The sequence below is a fragment of the Bacillus sp. FSL R10-2201 genome, from assembly GCF_038008665.1.
GTDB classification, from domain to species: Bacteria; Bacillota; Bacilli; order Bacillales; family Bacillaceae_G; genus Bacillus_A; species Bacillus_A mycoides.
Map to the genome: position 1 here is coordinate 679,487 of NZ_JBBOZP010000001.1, position 19,942 is coordinate 699,428.

The 19,942-nt window shown below is 36.8% G+C and carries 20 protein-coding genes; 16 read left to right on the forward strand and 4 right to left on the reverse strand.

Annotated features, from left to right (window positions below; genetic code table 11):
• Positions 1-86: 86 nt before the first annotated feature.
• Positions 87-1,514, forward strand: a complete 1,428-nt coding sequence (locus NSQ69_RS03385) for an amino acid permease (protein ID WP_002125217.1) — start codon at positions 87-89, stop codon at positions 1,512-1,514.
• Positions 1,489-1,866 carry an OsmC family protein gene (locus NSQ69_RS03390; protein ID WP_002125220.1) on the forward strand — a complete coding sequence of 126 codons (378 nt, stop codon included), beginning with the start codon at positions 1,489-1,491 and terminating at the stop codon, positions 1,864-1,866. The genes NSQ69_RS03385 and NSQ69_RS03390 overlap by 26 nt, the downstream gene beginning before the upstream one ends.
• Before the next feature lie 58 nt (positions 1,867-1,924).
• Here NSQ69_RS03390 and NSQ69_RS03395 read toward each other — a convergent pair whose 3' ends face one another.
• A complete protein-coding gene (locus NSQ69_RS03395; protein ID WP_341098933.1) occupies positions 1,925-2,866 on the reverse strand; it encodes a helix-turn-helix transcriptional regulator in 942 nt (313 codons plus the stop codon).
• A 107-nt stretch (positions 2,867-2,973) separates the two neighbouring features.
• On the opposite strand from NSQ69_RS03395, the gene NSQ69_RS03400 reads away from it, so the two are divergent.
• Positions 2,974-3,498 carry a dihydrofolate reductase family protein gene (locus tag NSQ69_RS03400; RefSeq protein WP_002125224.1) on the forward strand — a complete coding sequence of 175 codons (525 nt, stop codon included), beginning with the start codon at positions 2,974-2,976 and terminating at the stop codon, positions 3,496-3,498.
• 38 nt (positions 3,499-3,536) lie between these two features.
• On the opposite strand, the gene NSQ69_RS03405 is transcribed toward NSQ69_RS03400, so the two are convergent.
• Together NSQ69_RS03405 and NSQ69_RS03410 are read right to left on the reverse strand one after the other, a co-directional pair.
• Positions 3,537-4,907 (reverse strand): sensor histidine kinase, encoded by a 1,371-nt coding sequence (locus NSQ69_RS03405; protein WP_050000774.1) that lies wholly within the window; start codon positions 4,905-4,907, stop codon positions 3,537-3,539.
• A gap of 11 nt (positions 4,908-4,918) precedes the next feature.
• Positions 4,919-5,596, reverse strand: a complete 678-nt coding sequence (locus tag NSQ69_RS03410; RefSeq protein ID WP_002029819.1) for a response regulator transcription factor — start codon at positions 5,594-5,596, stop codon at positions 4,919-4,921.
• Positions 5,597-5,770: 174 nt separating this feature from the next.
• On the opposite strand from NSQ69_RS03410, the gene NSQ69_RS03415 reads away from it, so the two are divergent.
• From NSQ69_RS03415 to NSQ69_RS03430, 4 genes are all read left to right on the forward strand, one after another.
• Positions 5,771-7,018: a cell wall-binding repeat-containing protein gene (locus tag NSQ69_RS03415; RefSeq protein WP_341098934.1), complete on the forward strand. Its 1,248-nt coding sequence runs from the start codon at positions 5,771-5,773 to the stop codon at positions 7,016-7,018.
• A 156-nt stretch (positions 7,019-7,174) separates the two neighbouring features.
• A complete protein-coding gene (locus NSQ69_RS03420; RefSeq protein ID WP_033731007.1) occupies positions 7,175-8,626 on the forward strand; it encodes a SulP family inorganic anion transporter in 1,452 nt (483 codons plus the stop codon).
• Positions 8,627-8,691: 65 nt separating this feature from the next.
• A complete protein-coding gene (locus NSQ69_RS03425; RefSeq protein WP_002010593.1) occupies positions 8,692-9,114 on the forward strand; it encodes a universal stress protein in 423 nt (140 codons plus the stop codon).
• Positions 9,115-9,325: 211 nt separating this feature from the next.
• Positions 9,326-9,442: a DUF4027 family protein gene (locus tag NSQ69_RS03430; protein ID WP_002125236.1), complete on the forward strand. Its 117-nt coding sequence runs from the start codon at positions 9,326-9,328 to the stop codon at positions 9,440-9,442.
• Positions 9,443-9,572: 130 nt separating this feature from the next.
• Here NSQ69_RS03430 and glpT read toward each other — a convergent pair whose 3' ends face one another.
• Positions 9,573-10,922 carry a glycerol-3-phosphate transporter gene (gene glpT, locus NSQ69_RS03435; RefSeq protein WP_002125238.1) on the reverse strand — a complete coding sequence of 450 codons (1,350 nt, stop codon included), beginning with the start codon at positions 10,920-10,922 and terminating at the stop codon, positions 9,573-9,575.
• 271 nt (positions 10,923-11,193) lie between these two features.
• On the opposite strand from glpT, the gene NSQ69_RS03440 reads away from it, so the two are divergent.
• From NSQ69_RS03440 to fsa, 9 genes are all read left to right on the forward strand, one after another.
• Positions 11,194-11,652 carry a MarR family winged helix-turn-helix transcriptional regulator gene (locus NSQ69_RS03440; protein ID WP_002125240.1) on the forward strand — a complete coding sequence of 153 codons (459 nt, stop codon included), beginning with the start codon at positions 11,194-11,196 and terminating at the stop codon, positions 11,650-11,652.
• Between the two features lie 19 nt (positions 11,653-11,671).
• Positions 11,672-13,285, forward strand: a complete 1,614-nt coding sequence (locus NSQ69_RS03445; protein ID WP_002125243.1) for an MDR family MFS transporter — start codon at positions 11,672-11,674, stop codon at positions 13,283-13,285.
• A gap of 138 nt (positions 13,286-13,423) precedes the next feature.
• Positions 13,424-14,395 (forward strand): ribose operon transcriptional repressor RbsR, encoded by a 972-nt coding sequence (gene rbsR / locus NSQ69_RS03450; protein WP_002114118.1) that lies wholly within the window; start codon positions 13,424-13,426, stop codon positions 14,393-14,395.
• 13 nt (positions 14,396-14,408) lie between these two features.
• Positions 14,409-15,305 (forward strand): ribokinase, encoded by an 897-nt coding sequence (rbsK, locus tag NSQ69_RS03455; RefSeq protein WP_002010585.1) that lies wholly within the window; start codon positions 14,409-14,411, stop codon positions 15,303-15,305.
• Positions 15,302-15,697, forward strand: coding sequence for a D-ribose pyranase (rbsD, locus tag NSQ69_RS03460; RefSeq protein WP_002125248.1), 396 nt, complete (start codon positions 15,302-15,304; stop codon positions 15,695-15,697). Before rbsK ends, rbsD begins: the two co-directional genes overlap by 4 nt.
• Positions 15,698-15,715: 18 nt before the next feature.
• Positions 15,716-17,200, forward strand: a complete 1,485-nt coding sequence (gene rbsA, locus NSQ69_RS03465; RefSeq protein WP_002125250.1) for a ribose ABC transporter ATP-binding protein RbsA — start codon at positions 15,716-15,718, stop codon at positions 17,198-17,200.
• Between the two features lie 3 nt (positions 17,201-17,203).
• On the forward strand, positions 17,204-18,139 hold the full coding sequence (locus NSQ69_RS03470; RefSeq protein WP_002029798.1) for an ABC transporter permease subunit: 936 nt from the start codon (positions 17,204-17,206) through the stop codon (positions 18,137-18,139).
• Between the two features lie 14 nt (positions 18,140-18,153).
• Complete coding sequence (gene rbsB / locus NSQ69_RS03475) at positions 18,154-19,077, forward strand: ribose ABC transporter substrate-binding protein RbsB (protein WP_002125255.1); 924 nt, start codon at positions 18,154-18,156, stop codon at positions 19,075-19,077.
• Positions 19,078-19,115: 38 nt separating this feature from the next.
• A complete protein-coding gene (gene fsa, locus NSQ69_RS03480) occupies positions 19,116-19,763 on the forward strand; it encodes a fructose-6-phosphate aldolase (RefSeq protein ID WP_000667669.1) in 648 nt (215 codons plus the stop codon).
• The last annotated feature ends 179 nt before the right edge of the window (positions 19,764-19,942 follow it).

Consider the following 19,942-nt stretch of genomic DNA (forward strand, 5'->3'; position numbering starts at 1 on the left):
ATAGAAATTGTAATCGCTTTCGTGTATATTTTTATTATCAGAAAATTTTAAAAAGAGATAGGGGTACTTGTAGGGGGAGGATTAAGATGCAGCAAACAACGAATGAGCAATTACATCGTACGATGAAGAGTAGACATTTATTTATGATCGCACTAGGTGGTGTAATCGGAACTGGTTTTTTTCTAGGTTCAGGTTACACCATTAATCAGGCTGGACCAGGGGGAGCCATCCTTTCATATTTAGTGGGCGGATTTATTATGTATTTAACAATGCTTTGTCTTGGAGAGCTAACGGTAGCAATGCCAGTTTCAGGATCTTTCCAAAAGTATGCGACGAAGTTTATTGGACCAGGAACTGGATTTATGATCGGTTGGCTATACTGGATTGGATGGGCAGTAACAGTAGGATTAGAATTAACATCGATCGGTTTAATGATGAAAAGATGGTTTCCGAATGTTGATGTTTGGGTATGGTGTCTCGTATTCGGAGTTATTTTATATGCTTCAAATGCAATATCAGCGAAGAGTTATGCTGAATTAGAGTTTTGGTTCTCTAGTATTAAAGTAGTTACAATTATTGCATTCATTTTACTTGGTGGTAGTGCGTTATTAGGATTTTTACCATACGATGGAAAAGAAGCAGCGCCTCTTTTCTCTAACTTTGTAAGTGATGGCGGGCTATTCCCAAATGGACTAGCCGCAGTGCTTCTTACGATGATTACAGTTAACTTTTCCTTCCAAGGAACAGAGTTAATCGGGATTGCAGCAGGAGAGAGTCAGAATCCTGAAAAAACAATTCCACGTGCGATTCGTAATACAGTATGGCGCATTATGTTATTCTTCATTTTAACAATGACAATTTTAGTAGGGTTAATTTCTTGGAAAGAAGCAGGGATAATTGAAAGCCCATTCGTAGTTGTATTTGATAAAATCGGTATTCCATATGCAGCTGATATTATGAACTTCGTTATTATTACAGCTCTTCTATCTGTAGCGAACTCAGGGTTATATGCAGCAACGCGTATACTATGGTCACTTGCAAATGAAGGAATGGCACCAACTTCTTTCAAGAAAGTAAATAAACGTGGTATTCCGATTACAGCGTTAGTCGTAACAATTGCAGTAGCGGCGTTATCTTTATTAACAAGTTTCCTTGCAGAAGATACAGTATATATGTACTTATTATCTATAGCTGGTTTATCGGCTGTTTCAAGTTGGATCATTATTGCTTTATCACAACTTCGCTTTAGAAGTCAGTATTTAAAAGGCGGAGGAAAATTAGAGGACTTAAAGTATAGAACACCACTATACCCGCTTGTTCCAATTTTAGCTTTAATTACAAATAGCATCGTTGTTATTAGTTTAGCGTTTATTCCAGAACAACGAATGGCGTTATATTGTGGTATTCCATTTATCATTTTCTGCTACATATATTATTATATAAATAAGAAACGGCAGAAACCGATGAAAGTGGAGATGGAGACACCAAATGAAACTAACAATCAAACACGATGATATACAGGCGGATTTATCGTATGGTCAATTAGCGATTGGAAAAGAAAACGGATATTCACCGTTACAATTACTCGTTTCTTCTATCGCAGGATGTAGTGCAATTGTTTTTCGAACGATTTTAGAAAAGAAACGTATTGCATACGATACGTTTACAATTGAAACTGAAATTGGTAGAAGTGAAGCTTTATCAAAACCAGTTGAAAGTGTTCATTTGCACTATAAAATTAAAGCGCAAAACATTACAGAAGAACAATTAGACAAGGCACTGCAACTTGCGGTGAAAAATTGCACAATTGTTCAATCTGTAAAGGATAGTATAAAAGTTACAGAAACAATTGAATTAGTAAAGTGAAACATAAAAACGTGAGAATAGGGCGCTCACGTTTTTATGTTTTTAAAAGAGGGATTTTTTAGTCTTCATACATATGTAAAACTTCTTTCGCACGTATGCGTAAACCATCTATTAATTCTTTCGGTTCTAAAACTTTTGCATTTTTTCCAAGTCTATAAAATAAAGGCGTAATAAAATGGATTTCTCCTTTATCAATTGTTGAATGTATATGTCCTGTCCCGTCTTCCGTTACTACAACGAACTCTTCAAGGTAAGGAACGCTTTTACATTGACGTACGCCTTCTGTTGTCAGTAAAACATGTAACTGAGTAGGACTGTGTACTACGTTAGAGTTAGAGGCAAACCACTCTTCTAAATTCATGAATGTATCTTCATTTTCTTCCGTTGATAATATAGAAAGAATGCGATCAACACGATAAAGTAATACTTTTTTTCTACTAAATTCATAGGATGGCAAATACCATAAACCATCGTGAGCATATACACCGATAGGATGAATATGTTTTGTTTTAATCCCCGATTTAGACTCGTATTGAAAGTGTAAGTTTTTATTTTCAATAGCCGCTGTTAATACTTCGTTTAAAAAAGTTGTCTCAATTGTTCTCTTCGGATTCCAAAAAGCGATATAAGAACGTATTTTATCAACTTTAGCTTTCGCATCATTTTGTAGAGAGCTATACAGTTTATGAGTAACAGAATTGATTTCTGTATTAAAAGGCAAGTTACGATAGTAGCCTAAAGATTGGAAAGCAAAAAAGATGGAGACCGCTTCTTCTTCGGTAAATAAAATGGGGGGAAGCATGCTGCTTGTTAATACTTTATATCCCCCATTACGACCTTGTTCAGCGTAAATGGGTAATCCCATATCACTTAAATCTAAAATATATCTATGGACCGTACGAACGGAAATATTAAATTCATCAGCTATTTCTTGAGCTGTAAATGTTTTTTTCGTAGAAGCAAATATAAGAATGTCTAGTAAACGTTTTGCTTTTGACAAGGATATCACCTTTTTCTTTTTTAACATGACATAAGTTGTCATGTTTTATGGTTAGTATAGTGCTTATAAGATGATTTTATCAATAGAAGCTGTAAGGAGGAAAAGATATGTCACGTGAAATTGTTTTATTTATTGCAGCGAGCTTAGATGGATTTATCGCGAAAGAAGATGATGATTTAGAGTGGTTAATGGAAACAGAAGGTGAGGGAGACAACGGTTATACAGAAATGTACGAAACAATTGATACGATAATTATGGGAAAGAGAACGTACGATTATGTGATAGAGCATACGGAAACATTCCCGTACCTAGATAAAAAATGTTATGTTTTTTCTAATTCAGAAAAAGGTTCAAACGAACATGTAGAGTTTGTAAATGAAGATGTATTAGAGTTTACAAAAAGGTTGAAAGAGCAGGAAGGATCTAAAATATGGATGGTCGGTGGAGGGAGTCTACTGAGAGAGTTCTTTAAGAATAATTTAATTGATGAATATGTTGTTACGATTACACCTCACATATTAGGTTCTGGAGTTCCGTTATTTAAAGAAAAGAATCCAGAAATTAATTTAACTTTAACGGATACGAAACGTTTTGGCCAATTCGTAAATTTATATTATAAAGTAAAGTCCTAAAGGATAAGAAAACACGACTATTGATGATAGTCGTGTTTCTATATAGATGGCAATGAAATTGTAAAGCAAGATCCGTGATCAATTTCACTTGTGACAGTAATATTCCCGCCGTGTAGTTCTACGATTTCTTTTACGATGGAGAGCCCTAAACCAGTGCCTCCTGTAGCTCTAGAGCGCGCTTTATCAACACGGTAAAAGCGATCGAAAATGTGAGGGAGGTCTTCAGGCGGAATACCTTCGCCTTCATCTTCAATTGTAATGGAAATACGTTTATGTTCTTCTGTAACAGAAATATTTATATGAGAATGTTCTTTTGAATGTCTATACGCGTTATTTAAAATGTTAGCCATAACTTGTTCAAAGCGTTGCTCATCTAGCTTTACTAAGAGTGAGGAAGGACATGTGAAAACAACTTTAATTTGTTTTTCTCCGTACATCACATTTATTTTTTCAGTGATGCGAGTAAGGAAGATGTGTAAATGCACTTCCTGTACTTGAATGAAAAAGTTATGCTTTTCCATTTGAGCGAGTGAAAATAAATCTTGGACTAAGCTTGTAATATAATCAGACTCGTCTTTTATAATGGATAAGTATCGTAAACGTTGCTCTGGGGGTGTGTTTTCTTTTGATGCAATGTCAGCATAACCTCGTACGTACGTTAATGGTGTTCGTAATTCGTGAGCAACACTTGCTAGAAATTCACTTCGCTCCGTTTTCATATAATGTAAATCATTTGCGAGAGTTTGGATAGATTGTGCTAGTTCACCAATTTCGTCATTTCGAGTAGTTGTTAATGAAACGGATAAATCGCCCTTACTCATTTTTTCAGTCGCTTGTTTCATGTGTAACAATGGTTTTGTTAACAAACGTGATAATAGAAAAATGGTGATGGCTGTTAATAGGAAAGTAATGACTCCAGCGATAATGAATTGCCGTGTGAGCCCGTTAACCATTTCTTCGATTGATTCCGTCCCGAGAAACATATATACATAGCCTTCCGTTTTTCCTGCCACTACAATTGGGCTAACTGTACATATATAATTAGATGTTTTCCAATGATTCTCTATAATTGCTCCATCATGATCTGTTCGTGTTTGCATTCCTTCAATATGTTTTTTTATAGTAGTATTTATTTCATTGGATTTAGCTAGTATTTCCTTATTTGCATTTGTAATAATAACAGTTGTTTCAGCTTCGGATTCCATTAAAGCAACATGGGAGATTGTTTGCCTATCAAAATATTTTTCAAGGACATCTCGGTGACTATTTCCACGCTTTAATAAAGCTGTCATTTCTTCATTCACTCTATTGTTTACAAGGCTATAATAGAGCAAGACAAATAGAACACTTTCGATTAAAAGTGTAACAATTAGAAAATAAAATCCGAGTTGAATAGAAATTCGCTTCATCGTTTTGCTCCTTAGTTTTCAATATCAATCCATCGATATCCTACTCCGTAAACAGTTTTTAAATGGTGATCAATGGGGAAATTTACTTTTCGTAATTTATCACGTAAATTACGAATATGTGAATCGACTGTTCTATCTTCTGTATTTGTATTTAATCCCCAAATTCGTTCAATGAGCTGATCACGGCTTAATACGTAGTTCACATGACGTAAAAATAATCCGAGTAAAGAGAATTCGATTGGGGTGAGAAGAAGTTCTTCATTATGGACAGAAATGAAATGCTTGGCCTCATCCCATAAAATGCCGTGATATTGGATTTGTGCATGTTGATTGGTTCGGCGTAAAACAGCTTCAATTCTTGCGAAGAGCTCCTCTTCGTGGAATGGTTTCGTCACGTAATCATCTGCTCCAAGTTTTAATCCTTGAACGACATCTACCGTTTGATCACGAGCAGTTACCATAATGATAGGAACGTTACTAAATGATCGAATTCTTTTGCAAGTTTCCCACCCATCCATCTTTGGCATCATAATATCGAGTAAAACAAATTTGAAGTTTCGATTTTCTATATGTGAAATAGCTTCTTCTCCGGATACTGCACATACGCAGTTATATCCGATTGGAGTAAGATAAAGCGTTAATAATTCAAGCATTCTCGGTTCATCATCTACGAGTAGTATATCGATCATAGAGTACCTCCGCATTTGTAGTTATTACTTAAATTGTAAGTCAAAATCATGAAGAAATGGTGCAGATTATAATGCATCTGCATAATTTCTTCAGAATTGCTTGTTATTGTAAAGTTGAAATTCCATTTTAGGTAATAATATTGGCTCGAAAACGAATAATACGGAGGCGATATAGTGAAAAAGATGATCCGAATTTTGGGGATAACAATAATTGCAGCAGTCGGTCTTGCGGCATGCGGACAAACGAGTACAGATCATAAAAATCATGAATCTACAGAAGAGAAGAAAACAGAGCAAAAGGAAATGAAAATGAATCAGGAGGTAACTGCGCCGAAAGAAATGAATCAAGGTGCATCGAATGATTTATTAACGACAAGTTTAAAAAATGTAACGAGATTAAATACAAATGATCCTCTGCAAATGGCAGTATTAACTTCGCAAACGATATGGCCAGCAACGCATAAAGAGAATCAGCCAGGCGCTATTATTTTAGTGCCAGTAAGCGAGTGGCAATTAGGTATTGCAAGTGCGGATCTTATTCATCACCCGAATAACGGACCGATTTTATTTATAGAAAAAGAAAAGGTACCCGAAATGACGTTAAAAGAAATAAAACGATTAAATCCGCTCGGAACGAAAGATGGAACGCAAATTATGGTGATGGGGGATATAGGGGCATCTAGCCTAGAGCAATTAAAAGAATATAAAGTAAAGCAAATAAAAGAAACGGACCCAGCTAAATTTGCTAAAGATGTTGATAAAGAATATGCCGATATAACAGGAAATTATCCAAATAGCATTATTATCGGTTCGTCTGAAGAAGAAGGACGTTTATATACAACACCAGCTGTAAATTGGATTTCTCATATGCCAGAACCTCTTCTATATACTGAAAAAAATAAAGTGCCAGAAGCGACAATAGAGGCATTAAAGACGAGAAAAGATAAAGCGAATATATATGTGTTAGGACCAGAAAAAATCGTTTCGAAAGAAGTAGAAAAAGAGTTAAGTAAATATGGGAAAGTAACGCGTATTAGTGGGGAGACTCCAACAGAAAATTCGGTTGCATTTGCGAAATTTAAAGATGAAAAAACGAAATTTGGCTGGGGATTCACAAAACCAGGTCACGGTTTGTCATTTGTTTCAAGCAAAACACCAGACTTAGCAATTGCGGGAGCACCGTTTTCACATATGGGTAAACATGCCCCTGTTGTTTTGCTTGAGGAAGGAAAAGCTTCACAACCAGTTTATGACTTCCTTGCTACTATTCAGCCGAAGTTTAAAGATGATCCAACACTTGGACCATATAACCATGGTTTCCTATTAGGAAGTAGTAGTGATGTTTCATTTGAAACACAAGGTATATTGGATGAGAGGTTAGAAATTGTTCAGGAAAGTGGTCAAGGTCACGGTGGACATTAATGAAATGAGAAAAGACGCTGCTAAGGTAGCGTCTTTTCTTTAGGAAACTTTTACATAGCACAACATCCTTTGCTCGTTATATAATAGCCTTCGTGCAGTCGGCCTTGATTTTCTTATGGAGAAAATCAAATGATAAAAGAGTGGAGGAGTGTTACTTTGTTTCAAACTATAAAAAATGAATGGTTCTCAAATATGAGAGGGGACGTGCTATCAGGGGTTGTTGTTGCTTTAGCATTAATTCCTGAAGCGATAGCTTTTTCTGTTATTGCAGGTGTAGATCCGACGGTTGGATTGTACGCGGCCTTTTGTATTGCGGTTACAATTTCGTTTGTCGGCGGAAGACCAGGGATGATCTCGGCGGCAACGGGTGCGATGGCATTATTAATGGTCACTCTTGTGAAGGATCACGGTTTGCAATATTTATTTGCTGTGACAATAGTAACAGGTATTGTTCAAATTATTTTTGGAGTGTTCAAGCTGAGCTCATTTATGAAGTTTGTTCCTAAATCCGTTATGAGTGGTTTTTTAAATTCACTTGGAATTTTAGTTTTTACAGCGCAATTGCCGCATTTTAAAAATGCAACTTGGCAAATGTATGCACTTGTCGCATTAGGACTTGCAATTATATATTTATTTCCACGTATTACGACGGCTGTTCCGTCTACACTTATTTCAATTATTATTGTGACAAGCATTGCACTTATGAGCGGATTACAGTTAAAAACAGTAGGGGATATGGGAAGCTTACCGAAAGAATTACCGTTCTTTAGTATTCCTGATGTTCCATTTACACTTGAGACATTAGCAATTATTTTACCGTATTCAGTTATGCTAGCGGTTATAGGTTTACTAGAGTCATTATTAACGGCGTCGGTTTTAGACGATATGACACATACGGAAAGTAATAAGCATAAAGAGGCACGTGGACAAGGGATTGCGAACGTTGTTGCTGGTTTCTTCGGAGGAATGGCAGGATGTGCAATGATTGGACAATCTGTTATTAACATTAAATCAGGTGGTCGCGGGAGATTATCGACGTTTGTAGCCGGTGGTTTTTTAATCGTATTGCTATTTGTTTTAGGTGATTACGTTGTTCATATTCCGATGGCAGCTTTAGTTGCAGTTATGATTATGGTTTCGATTGGGACGTTTGATTGGAACTCTGTAGTGACGATTCATAAAGTACCAAAAGGAAACGCATTTGTTATGATTGTAACAGTTGTGATTGTCCTAATTACACATAATTTAGGATTAGGTGTAATTATCGGAACGATAATTAGTGCAGTTTTATTTGCATTCAATATGGCAAAGATTCACGTGAAACATTTGTATATTGAAAATAAGAAAATATACGAAATTCACGGCCAACTATTCTTCGCATCTACGGCAGAGTATATAAATGCTTTTTCATACAATGAAGATGTGAAAGAAATTGAGATGAACTTTACTAACGCACACGTATGGGATGATTCAGCAGTAGCGGCAATTGATAAAGTTATAATGAAGTATGAACAGAACGGTGTGAAAGTAAGGATCACAGGGTTAAATGAACGTAGCTCGAAGCTCGTTGCGAATTTAGCTACTTATAGTAAGAGAATTGCTAGTTAGAAGCCTCCTTTTTAGGGGGCTTTATTATATAATACGGGTAGGATAACGAAAAGGGGATTCAGCATATGTACAAACAAATTTTATTAGCATGCGATGGTTCTGAACATGCACTTCGAGCAGCCGAGCATGCAACATATATTGCGAAATTTAACGAAGAAACACATGTTGAAGTTGTGTACGTAGTAGATAATAGAACGGCAAAGTCAGATATTATACAAGGACAAACGGATTTAGAAACAATATCAGCTAGTCGAAAAGATAAATTAAAAGAGATTGAGGGTTTATTAAAGAAAGAGAACATTTCCTACAAAATTACGATTCTACATGGCGATCCAGGAGATACGATTGTTCAATATGTAAATACAGGAGATATAGATCTTATTATTGCTGGGAGTAGAGGGCTAAATACACTGCAAGAGATGGTGCTTGGTAGTGTAAGTCATAAAATAGCAAAGCGTGTGAAATGCCCGGTTATGATTATAAAATAAAGTGAGATATTCTGTAGTGTAAGCAGGACCTTGATATAATTCGAGGTCTTTTTTGATGTATTAAGAGGGAGAATGTGGACAGAATATATATAAGTTTAAAAAAATGTTAACTTACAAATTTGTAAGTTAGCTGTCAGCGAAATCGATGTTATGAAATTTTTCCCATTGATACAATAAGAATATCAAAGGGGATATAGGGAGGATGGAAGGTATGAAATCATTTCAAAATTTGTCTTATAGCCAAGGGGTAAGTTTAATTTGTTTAGGTGGATTTGCTGGATCTGTTATGTTAGCTGTTTTAATAAAGATGTTTCAGCAAATGTTTTAATCGTATGAATAGAAGGGAAATGATTAATATAAATAGCAAGAGAAGAACGATAAATAAAAAATAGCTCTTAGCATGTAAGTAAATGCTGAGAGCTATTTTTATGTTTATTTTTCTACACATTATATTTTGTTTAAACTTCTTTTGATTTAGCAGATCCTGTATTTAAAGTAAGAGCAAGGAAGAACATTGCAAGCACACAAGAAGCAAGGAGCAAAATGAATCCGCCGTCCCATCCGAATCCATCTACAATAAAGCCCATAGCTGCGCTAGCAAAAGTAGCTCCCCCTAGGTAACCGAAGAACCCAGTTAACCCAGCGGCAGTTCCAGCAGCTTTTTTGGGTGCTAAGTCAAGCGCGTGAAGACCAATTAGCATAACAGGTCCGTAAATTAAAAATCCAATGGAAACAAGTGCGATACTATCAATGATTGGATGCCCAGCAGGATTTAGCCAGTAAACAAGAACGGCAATGAATACACCGACCATAAATAGAATGCCAGCAGGTGCGCGGCGCCCTTTAAATAGTTTATCACTCATCCATCCGCAAAGAAGTGTACCTGGAATACCAGCCCATTCGTATAGAGCATAAGCTGTACGTGAGCTACTGTGAGTAAAGCTTTTTTCTTCTACTAAATAAGTAGGAGCCCAGTCTACAACGCCGTAACGAACGAAATAAACAAAGACATTAGCGATAGCGATGTACCATAAAAACTTATTGTTTAATATGTATGTAAATAAAATTTCCTTTACCGAAAGTTCGCGTTCACGGTCCGCTACTTTTTCATCTGATGGATATTCCCCAGTATGTTCTTCAATAGAAGGTAATCCGCAAGATTGAGGTGTATCTCTCATCGTAATTAATACATAAATCCCCACCAAAATTGAAAGAATACCTGGGAAGTAAAATATACTTTTCCAGTCATTTGCAAAGAAATATAAGCCTAATGTAACGAGAGAAGGCATAAGCGCGCCGCCGACATTATGAGCGACGTTCCAAATAGACATTTTTGTACCACGTTCACTAATGGAGAACCAGTGAACCATCGTACGACCACAAGGAGGCCATCCCATACCTTGTACCCATCCATTTAAAAACTGAAGTACAAACATAAGTATAATGCTCGTTGTAATGAAAGAAAATGAGCCGAAAATAATATTAATGATACCGGATAAAAATAGCCCAGCTGCTAAAAAGTAGCGAGGATTACAACGATCGGATACGATACCCATAAGAAATTTACTTAATCCGTAAGCGATAGATACTGCTGAAAGGATAACCCCAAGTTCCCCTTTACTAAAGCCTTGTTCGATTAAGTATGGCATTGCGAGTGAAAAGTTTTTTCGAACAAAGTAGTAACCCGCATAACCGATGAAGATGCCTAAGAATACTTGCAAACGCAATTTGCGGTATTCGCTATCAGTGCGATCAGCTGGTAAGCGTTCTGCGTGGGGCGCAGGTTTAAATAATTGTGTGAAAAACATAAAATGAAAATCCTCCCCTAATTAATTGGAAGCGTTTTAAGACAGAGAGAATACAAAAAGGCTATGAAATATAAAAAAGTTCCCTTCTTTATGATTCATAGCCATATACTCCGATTCTCCGTGACTGTCAATATTAACTTCGACGAAAATTATACAACTTTGTGACAAGAATGTAAACGTTTTTATAAAGAAAGTTGTTGACGTATTTTGTTTGTGGGATTAATATTTAAATACGTTAAATATTTTATTGCTTAAATAAGAGGTGGATAACATGCCAAATGATATGACTCATATTGATAAGATTCAAGCTCTTACATTCGCTATAGGAAAGAAAATGCAAACAGAGCTATTAGAACAAATGCAAGCATCAGGACTTACACCACCGCAGTTTTATATTTTAAAGATTTTAGATCATTACGGAGCTTCAAGAGCGACACAATTGGCGGAGAAAATGTACGTGAAACCGAGCGCGATTACAGTAATGACTGATCGTTTAATTGATCATGGGTTAGTAGAGCGCTATCACGACGATAATGATCGCCGCGTTGTTGTCATTGAGCTAACGAAGAAGGGGAAAGCTACAGTAGAAGAAGCGATGGCGGCTCGTAATGAGCATATTGCAAAGTACTTCTCACACTTAGAATTACAAGAGAGGGAAGATTTGTTGCGCCTCTTTGAAAAGCTAGAAACAATTATTTGCGGGAAACCAGAGAAAAAAGAGAAAAACTAAGAGGAATTGAGGAGATTACATGGAGCAACAAGAAAATCAGAATAGAAAGTTGTTGTTAATCGGTTTAGTAATCGCAATGCTATTTGCTGCATTGGACGGAACAATCGTTGGTACAGCAATGCCGCGTATCGTCGGTGAACTAGGTGGATTAAGTTTAATGACATGGTTAACAACAGCTTACATGTTAACATCAACAACGGTTGTACCGATTGCAGGTAAATTAGCGGATTTACTTGGGCGTCGTAACGTATATATAGCAGGATTAATTATCTTTATGGTTGGTTCAGCGTTATGTGGTATGGCAAACGGTATGACAGAATTAATTATTTTCCGTGGTATTCAAGGTCTTGGTGGCGGTATTATGATGCCAATGGCTATGATTATTATCGGAGATATGTTCACGGGAAAAGAACGTGCTAAATGGCAAGGTATTTTTGGAGCTCTATACGGTCTTGCCTCTGTAATTGGACCACAAGTTGGTGGTTGGATTGTAGACGCAGTGAACTGGAGATGGGTATTCTATATTAACTTACCAGTTGGTATTTTAGCGACAATCTTCATTGCAATGGGATTAAAAGCACATAAACAAACAGGACCAATTAAAATTGATATCGCTGGAATCTTCACGATGATTCTCGGTGTTGTAAGTTTATTACTTGCGTTAACGTTTGGCGGAAAAGATTATGCATGGGGTTCTTGGCAAATTATCGGGTTATTTGCACTAGCTGCCATTGGTATTGTTAGCTTTATTATCGTTGAAACGAAGGCTGAAGAACCAATTTTACCGATGCACTTCTTTAAAAACCGCACATTTACACTACTGAATGCGATCGGTTTCTTTATGAGTATCGGAATGTTTGGAGCAATTATGTTCGTACCGTTCTTTATGCAAGGAATTGTAGGCGTAAGTGCTGCTGAATCAGGAACGATTATGACACCGATGATGATTACAATGATCGTTATGAGTATTATTGGTGGTCAGCTTGTATTAAAAATTGGTGTGAAACCACAAATTATTACAGGGATGCTTATTATGGCTAGTGGTTTCTGGTTATTAACAACGATGGATATGCACACAACTAAGCTTACCGCTACTTCTTATATGATGGTTATCGGTTTAGGAATGGGTCTTGTTATGCCGATATTAACATTAGCATTACAAGAAAGCTTCCCGAAAAAAGATCTTGGCGTTGTAACATCATCAAGTCAATTCTTCCGTCAAATCGGTGGAACGTTTGGGATTACAATTTTAGGATCAATTATGAATAATACTTCAGGCACAACGTTAACAAATAAATTAGTACCTGTATTAGACACATTCCCAAAAGAAGCGGGACAAATGGTAACAAAATTTAAAGATATGATTCATACAGATCCACAAAGTTTATATTCTATGCTATTTAGTCCAGAGGCATTAAAACAAATGCCAGAAGCATTTTCTAATAGCATCGTACCAATTTTGAAAAGCTCTTTAGTGGACTCACTTCATACTGTATTCTTAACAGGATTGGTATTTATCGTAGTAGGTGCTATCTTTACGATTTTCTTACAGAAAATTAAACTGTCTGATCGTAAAAAAGATGCTGAAGAGCCTGCTGTAGAAGAAAAGGAAAAAACTGTATCATATTCGTGATAAAAAAGCATCGCCTTATGGCGATGCTTTTTTTGAGTATAACCTTAAAAGCTTTTTAGTTAGAAATGATTGACGTATTTTTATAAATGCGTTATATTATTTTCTGTAAACGGTTACATGAAATGAGGAGAAAAGAGAATGAGTACGATTAAAGACGTTGCAAAATTAGCAGGGGTATCTGTTGCGACCGTTTCCAGAGTGTTAAATAAAAATGGATATGTCCATGAGGATACATTAAAGAAAGTAGAGCGAGCAATTGAAATGCTAGATTATAAGCCTAGTACAGTAGCGCGTTCTTTATATAATAAAAAGTCTCGTTTAATTGGCTTAGTTGTTCCAAATATCGTGAATCCATTCTTTCCGGAAGTTGCACGTGCTGTAGAAGATGTAGCACATAAGCAAGGTTACACAGTTGTACTTTGTAACTCTGATGAAAATTTAGAAAAAGAGAAGCAATACATTGATGTGCTTAGACAAAATAATGTGGACGGATTTATTGTAGCAACGAATCCACAAAATAGTGTTAATTACATGAATTTGTCTATTCCAGTTGTTGCGATTGACCGTATGTTTAATGAGCGCATTCCTACTGTATATGCAGATAACTATGCAGGGAGCCAGGCGGCGACAAAGTTATTAATAGACAAAGGGTGTAAACATATTGCACATATTCGTGGACCGCGTGATGTGAGCACAGCTAATGAACGTTTTGAAGGTTTTGTAGACGTTATTACGCAAAATAATCTTTCTTATATGATTGCAGAGAGTACATTCGATCCAGCTAATAGTGAACGGGTAGCGGTGGAATTATTAGAAGAATATCCGCATATTGATGGAATTGTTGCTGGGAATGATTTAATTGCAATCGGCGTTGTAAAGGCTGCACTTCAAAAGGGAATTTCTATTCCAGACGATTTACAAATTATTGGATTCGATGGAATTTCTTTAACTGAAATGATGTATCCATCTATTACGACTGTTGCACAGCCAATTTATGAAATGGGGAAAATTGCAACAGAATTGTTGTTAGAGCAGATGGAAGGAAATCCATTAGAAGAGAAACACTATCGTTTACCGATTGAAATTATAGAACGAAATACAACGAAGTAAGGAGATGAGACAGATGCCAAATATTGCAGTAGTAGGTAGCATTTCAATGGACTTAGTGGCTGTTTCAAAAATACGGCCGAAAGCAGGAGAAACAGTAATTGGTGAAGCGTTTCATACGATACCAGGAGGAAAAGGGGCCAACCAAGCAGTTGCTGCAGCTAGATTAGGAGCAAATGTAGCGATGGTTGGTGCAGTAGGAAATGATGATTACGGAACAGTAGTTAGAAAAAATTTGGAGAACGAACGCATTTTTATCGACTATGTGGTACCGGTTACAGATAGGACGACAGGAATCGCTCATATCGTTTTAGCAGAAGAGGATAACAGTATTGTTGTCGTACAAGGAGCAAATGCTCTTGTAAATGAGTCGATTGTAGATCGTTCAAAAGACCTTCTTGTAAAAGCTGATATGGTTGTTCTTCAACTAGAGATTCCACTTGAAACAGTAAAATACGTTCTGTCTATTTGTGAGGAGCATAAAATTCCAGTTATGTTGAATCCGGCTCCAGCACAATTTTTATCAGAAGATATTTTAGAAAAAGCGACTTATATTACGCCGAATGAACATGAATGTCGCATCGTATTAAATGATTTCACATCACCAATTGAAGAGTTACTTGCGAAATATCCAAATAAGCTATTGATGACGGAAGGGTCTAATGGTGTTCGTTTCCATAACGGAACGGAAGTTGTTCAAGTTCCAAGTATTGCTGTAGACGTAGTAGATACGACTGGAGCAGGTGATACATTTAACGGTGCGTTAGCAGTTGCGCTTTCTGAAGGAGCAACACTTCAAAAGGCAATTCGTTTTGCAAATATTGCTGGTGGTCTTTCTGTAACGAAACTTGGGGCACAGGGCGGTATGCCAACGAGAGATAGAGTACGTGAAGTGCAGGTGATTGTCGGATGAAAAAGCACGGTGTATTAAATAGCGAAATTGCGGCAGTCCTTGCTTCACTTGGACATACAGATACGATTGTAATTGCTGATTGCGGGTTACCTATTCCTGATGGAGTAAAACGAATTGATTTAGCAGTTGAAATCGGAAAGCCTAGCTTTTTAGACGTATTACAAGTAGTTGCTGATGATATGGCAATTGAAAAAGTGATGTTAGCAGAAGAAGTTATTATAAATAATGCAGAGGTAAATAAAGAAGTTGAGATGCGATTAATAGAGCCAGCATTTGAATATGTGTCTCATAAGGAATTTAAAGAGCATACAAAGAGAGCGAAGGCGATTATTCGTACAGGAGAAGCAACGCCTTATGCGAATGTTATTTTACATGCAGGCGTGATTTTTTAATAAAGGGATGTGATGAGAATGCATATTGAAATGAAGAACATTTCAAAAGCGTTCAGTGGTAATCCTGTTCTAAAAAACGCACAGTTTATGATTGAAACAGGAGAAGTCCATGCATTGATGGGGGAAAATGGAGCGGGGAAATCGACGCTCATGAAGATTTTAACAGGTGTATATAAAAAAGACAGTGGAACAGTCATGATTGATGGGAAAGAACGAACTTTTAAAAGTGCGAAAGAAGCTGAAGAGTATGGTATTGCATTTATCCATCAAGAGTTGAACATATTACCGAATTTAACGGTAGCTGAAAATATGTTTCTTGGAAAAGAGTTAATGTATGGGAAAACGGGCATTTTACGTACGCGTCAAATGAATGCGATTGCCCAGCAACAATTAGCAGATCTTGGTCTACATGTGAGAGGTGCTATGCTAGCAGGTGAATTATCAGTTGGACAACAGCAAATTATTGAAATTGCTAAAGCATTAATGACAAAGGCGAGCGTTATTATTATGGATGAACCTACAGCAGCATTAACAGATCGCGAAATTGAAACTCTGTTTATTGTTATTAATAAATTGCGTAAAGAGGGCGTTTCATTCGTTTATATTTCACACCGGATGGAAGAAATTTTTTCAATATGTGATGCTATTACGATTTTGCGTGATGGAGAATATGTAGGGAAAAGATTAATTCCAGAAACGTCATTTGATGAAGTAGTTAGCATGATGGTGGGCCGCAGTATTGGTGAACGTTATCCAGAACGAAATAGTCAAATTGGCGAAGTGATTTTTGAAATGCGAAACGGAACGAAAAAAGGGAAATTTGAAAATGTTTCGTTTCAAGTTAGAAAAGGTGAAATCCTTGGTGTTGCGGGCTTGATGGGAGCTGGTCGCACGGATATTATGAAAGCAATATTTGGATATGAACCGCTCGATTCAGGAAAAATTTTCATGAATGGACAAGAAGTAAAAATTGATAGTCCAATTGATGCGATTAGACAACGAATTGCCTTTATTACAGAGGATAGAAAATCTGAAGGGCTTGTGTTAGATTTTTCGATTCGTGAAAATTTAGCTTTACCAAATTTAGAAAGTCTTTCAAAGGGAAGCGTGGTTAATAAAGGTTTAGAACGGCAATTTACAGAGGATATGATGAAGCTTCTTAATGTGAAAGCAGCAAACGGAGAGCAAGCTGTCAAATCTCTTTCTGGTGGAAATCAGCAAAAGATTGTAATTGCAAAATGGTTAGGTATTCATCCGCAGTTACTCATTTTAGATGAACCAACGAGAGGTGTAGATGTTGGGGCTAAAAAAGAAATTTACTCTATTATGAATAAGCTTACCGAGCAAGGAGATGCCGTTATTATGGTATCGTCTGAGCTTCCAGAAGTTTTAGGAATGAGTGATCGAGTTCTCGTCATTCATGAAGGGAAAATCGGTGGTATTTTAGAGAAAGATCAGGCATCGCAAGAGTCTATTATGGCACTAGCTACAGGGGGAGAGTAAGATATGGCTAAGAAGGGGAATGTATTACAACAACTTGGTTCTTTAATTGGATTAGTATTAATTATCGTAGTAATTACAGCTTTAAATCCAGCATTTATTGAAATTCCAAATTTATTTAATATACTGCGCCAAGTATCGATTAATGCACTCATTGCATTTGGAATGACCTTCGTTATTTTAACAGGGGGTATTGACTTATCGGTAGGTTCTATTTTAGCATTATCAAGTGCACTTGTTGCCGGAATGATGGCAAGTGGCATGGATCCGTTCCTTGCAATGGTAGTTGGATTGTTAGCAGGTCTTGCAATGGGGATTGTAAACGGTATCATTATTGCGAAGGGAAAAGTAGCTCCGTTTATTGCAACTTTAGCAACAATGACTATTTTTCGCGGGTTGACGCTTGTTTATATGGACGGACGTCCGATCACTGGTCTTGGTGATCATTTAATGTTCCAAATGTTTGGCCGTGGTTATTTCCTTGGTATTCCTGTGCCAGCCGTTACAATGATGATTGCTTTTGCAGTATTGTACTTTATTTTAAAGAAAACAACGTTTGGTCGCCGTACGTTTGCGATTGGTGGAAATGAAGAAGCGGCAGCTTTATCAGGTATTAATGTTACGAGAATTAAAGTAATGATTTACGGTCTTTCCGGAATTTTGGCAGCGCTTGCAGGTATTGTCTTAACATCAAGGTTAGATTCTGCACAGCCGACTGCTGGTACTTCTTACGAATTGGATGCAATTGCTGCAGTTGTGTTAGGAGGAACGAGTCTTTCAGGTGGAAGAGGATGGATTGTTGGTACATTCATCGGTGTGCTTATTATTGGTGTACTAAATAACGGTTTAAATTTATTAGGTGTATCTTCTTTCTTCCAACAAGTTGTAAAAGGACTTGTAATCTTACTAGCTGTACTAATTGATCGTCGAAAAGAAGCGTAATGGAGGGGCAATTCATGAAAAAATGGTTACTGATACTCGTTGCATGCATCATGGTAGTTACTGCTGGTTGTTCAATGGAACCACCAGAATGGGCAAAGGATTCTAGCGATAAAGGTCGAAATAAAACTATTAAAGTTGGATTTTCTGTTTCAACTTTAAATAATCCATTTTTCGTCACGTTGAAAAAAGGTGCAGAAAAGAAGGCAAAAGATAGCGGCATTGAATTAATTGCTGTTGATGCACAAAATGATGCGGCGAAGCAAACAAATGATGTTGAAGATTTAATTCAAAAAGGTGTCGATGTAATTGTTATTAATCCAACCGATTCAGATGCTGTTGCTTCAGCGGTAAGTGCAGCTAATGCAGCCAATGTTCCTGTTATTACAGTAGACCGGGTTGCGAATTCAGGTAAAGTTGTTTCTCATATTGCTTCCAACAATATAGAAGGTGGTCAAATGGCTAGTGATTACATTCGGGAGTTAGTTGGTGAAGGAACAAATGTTGCTGAGTTAGAAGGAATCCCTGGATCGTCTGCTGCTCGTGAGCGTGGGAAAGGATTCCATAACGTAGCTGATAAGTCTTTAAAAGTAGTAGCAAAACAAGCAGCTGATTTCGATCGTGCAAAAGGATTATCCGTTATGGAAAATATTTTGCAAGCAAATAGCGATATAAAAGCAGTGTTTGCTCATAACGATGAAATGGCATTAGGCGCAATTGAGGCATTGAAATCTGCTGGTAAAACAGATGTGGTTGTTGTTGGATTTGATGCAACAGATGATGCTGTAAAAGCGGTTAAAGATGGGCGTATGGCAGCAACAGTCGCTCAAAAACCAGAATTAATCGGAGAGAAGGCGATGGAAACAGCGAAAGAGATAACACAAGGTAAAAAAGTGGACAAATTTATTCCGATTGAATTAGAGCTTATTAAGAAAAAATAAATAAATATAAAATGAAAATTAGGAAGGAAGAATAACAAATGAAATTTTTTATTGATACAGCAAACATTAACGAAATTAAAGAGGCAAATGCATTAGGTGTAGTAGCTGGAGTAACGACAAATCCATCACTTGTAGCAAAAGAAGGCGTAGATTTCCATGAGCGTATTCGTGAAATTTGCAGCTTTATTGAAGGACCTGTAAGCGCAGAAGTAATTAGCTTAGAAGCTGATAAAATGATTGAAGAAGGAAAAGAGTTAGCAAAAATCGCTCCAAACGTTGTTGTAAAAGTTCCAATGACAACAGAAGGCTTAAAAGCAGTAAAAGCATTCTCAGATTTAGGAATTCGTACGAACGTTACATTAGTATTCTCAGCGGTGCAGGCATTACTTGCAGCTCGCGCTGGTGCGACATACGTTTCACCGTTCTTAGGTCGCCTAGATGATATCGGTCATAACGGTATGGACTTAATTCGCCAAATCGCAGAAATCTTTGCAATTCACGGCATTGAAACAGAAATCATTGCAGCATCTGTCCGTCACAGTGTTCATGTAACAGAAGCAGCATTAAACGGTTCACATATTGCAACAATCCCAGCAAACGTAATCGCTTCATTAGTGAAGCACCCATTAACAGATCAAGGAATTGAGAAATTCTTAGCTGATTGGGAAAAAACACAAGAGAAATAATACGAAATGGAGAACCCAAGTTTAATTAACTTGGGTTCTTTTTTTGTTTGAAAGAATTTTCATGCAATTGTGCATATTGTCTTTTAAATTTTTAATATAAGCTATTTAATATATACAAATCACTCTTTATTTTTCACATTTCGACATAAAAAGATAGAGGGTCTGACCAGAAAACTGGA

Excerpts from the sequence above, each read along its gene's own strand:
- rbsK (WP_002010585.1), top strand. The coding sequence starts at position 14,409 with ATGCCAAATATTGCAGTAGTAGGTAGCATTTCAATGGACTTAGTGGCT.
- NSQ69_RS03390 (WP_002125220.1), top strand. The coding sequence starts at position 1,489 with ATGAAACTAACAATCAAACACGATGATATACAGGCGGATTTATCGTAT.
- rbsB (WP_002125255.1), top strand. The coding sequence starts at position 18,154 with ATGAAAAAATGGTTACTGATACTCGTTGCATGCATCATGGTAGTTACT.
- NSQ69_RS03425 (WP_002010593.1), top strand. The coding sequence starts at position 8,692 with ATGTACAAACAAATTTTATTAGCATGCGATGGTTCTGAACATGCACTT.
- NSQ69_RS03410 (WP_002029819.1), bottom strand. The coding sequence starts at position 5,596 with ATGATCGATATACTACTCGTAGATGATGAACCGAGAATGCTTGAATTA.
- rbsA (WP_002125250.1), top strand. The coding sequence starts at position 15,716 with ATGCATATTGAAATGAAGAACATTTCAAAAGCGTTCAGTGGTAATCCT.
- NSQ69_RS03445 (WP_002125243.1), top strand. The coding sequence starts at position 11,672 with ATGGAGCAACAAGAAAATCAGAATAGAAAGTTGTTGTTAATCGGTTTA.
- glpT (WP_002125238.1), bottom strand. The coding sequence starts at position 10,922 with ATGTTTTTCACACAATTATTTAAACCTGCGCCCCACGCAGAACGCTTA.
- NSQ69_RS03470 (WP_002029798.1), top strand. The coding sequence starts at position 17,204 with ATGGCTAAGAAGGGGAATGTATTACAACAACTTGGTTCTTTAATTGGA.
- NSQ69_RS03440 (WP_002125240.1), top strand. The coding sequence starts at position 11,194 with ATGCCAAATGATATGACTCATATTGATAAGATTCAAGCTCTTACATTC.
- rbsD (WP_002125248.1), top strand. The coding sequence starts at position 15,302 with ATGAAAAAGCACGGTGTATTAAATAGCGAAATTGCGGCAGTCCTTGCT.
- NSQ69_RS03385 (WP_002125217.1), top strand. The coding sequence starts at position 87 with ATGCAGCAAACAACGAATGAGCAATTACATCGTACGATGAAGAGTAGA.
- NSQ69_RS03400 (WP_002125224.1), top strand. The coding sequence starts at position 2,974 with ATGTCACGTGAAATTGTTTTATTTATTGCAGCGAGCTTAGATGGATTT.
- rbsR (WP_002114118.1), top strand. The coding sequence starts at position 13,424 with ATGAGTACGATTAAAGACGTTGCAAAATTAGCAGGGGTATCTGTTGCG.
- NSQ69_RS03430 (WP_002125236.1), top strand. The coding sequence starts at position 9,326 with ATGAAATCATTTCAAAATTTGTCTTATAGCCAAGGGGTAAGTTTAATT.
- fsa (WP_000667669.1), top strand. The coding sequence starts at position 19,116 with ATGAAATTTTTTATTGATACAGCAAACATTAACGAAATTAAAGAGGCA.
- NSQ69_RS03405 (WP_050000774.1), bottom strand. The coding sequence starts at position 4,907 with ATGAAGCGAATTTCTATTCAACTCGGATTTTATTTTCTAATTGTTACA.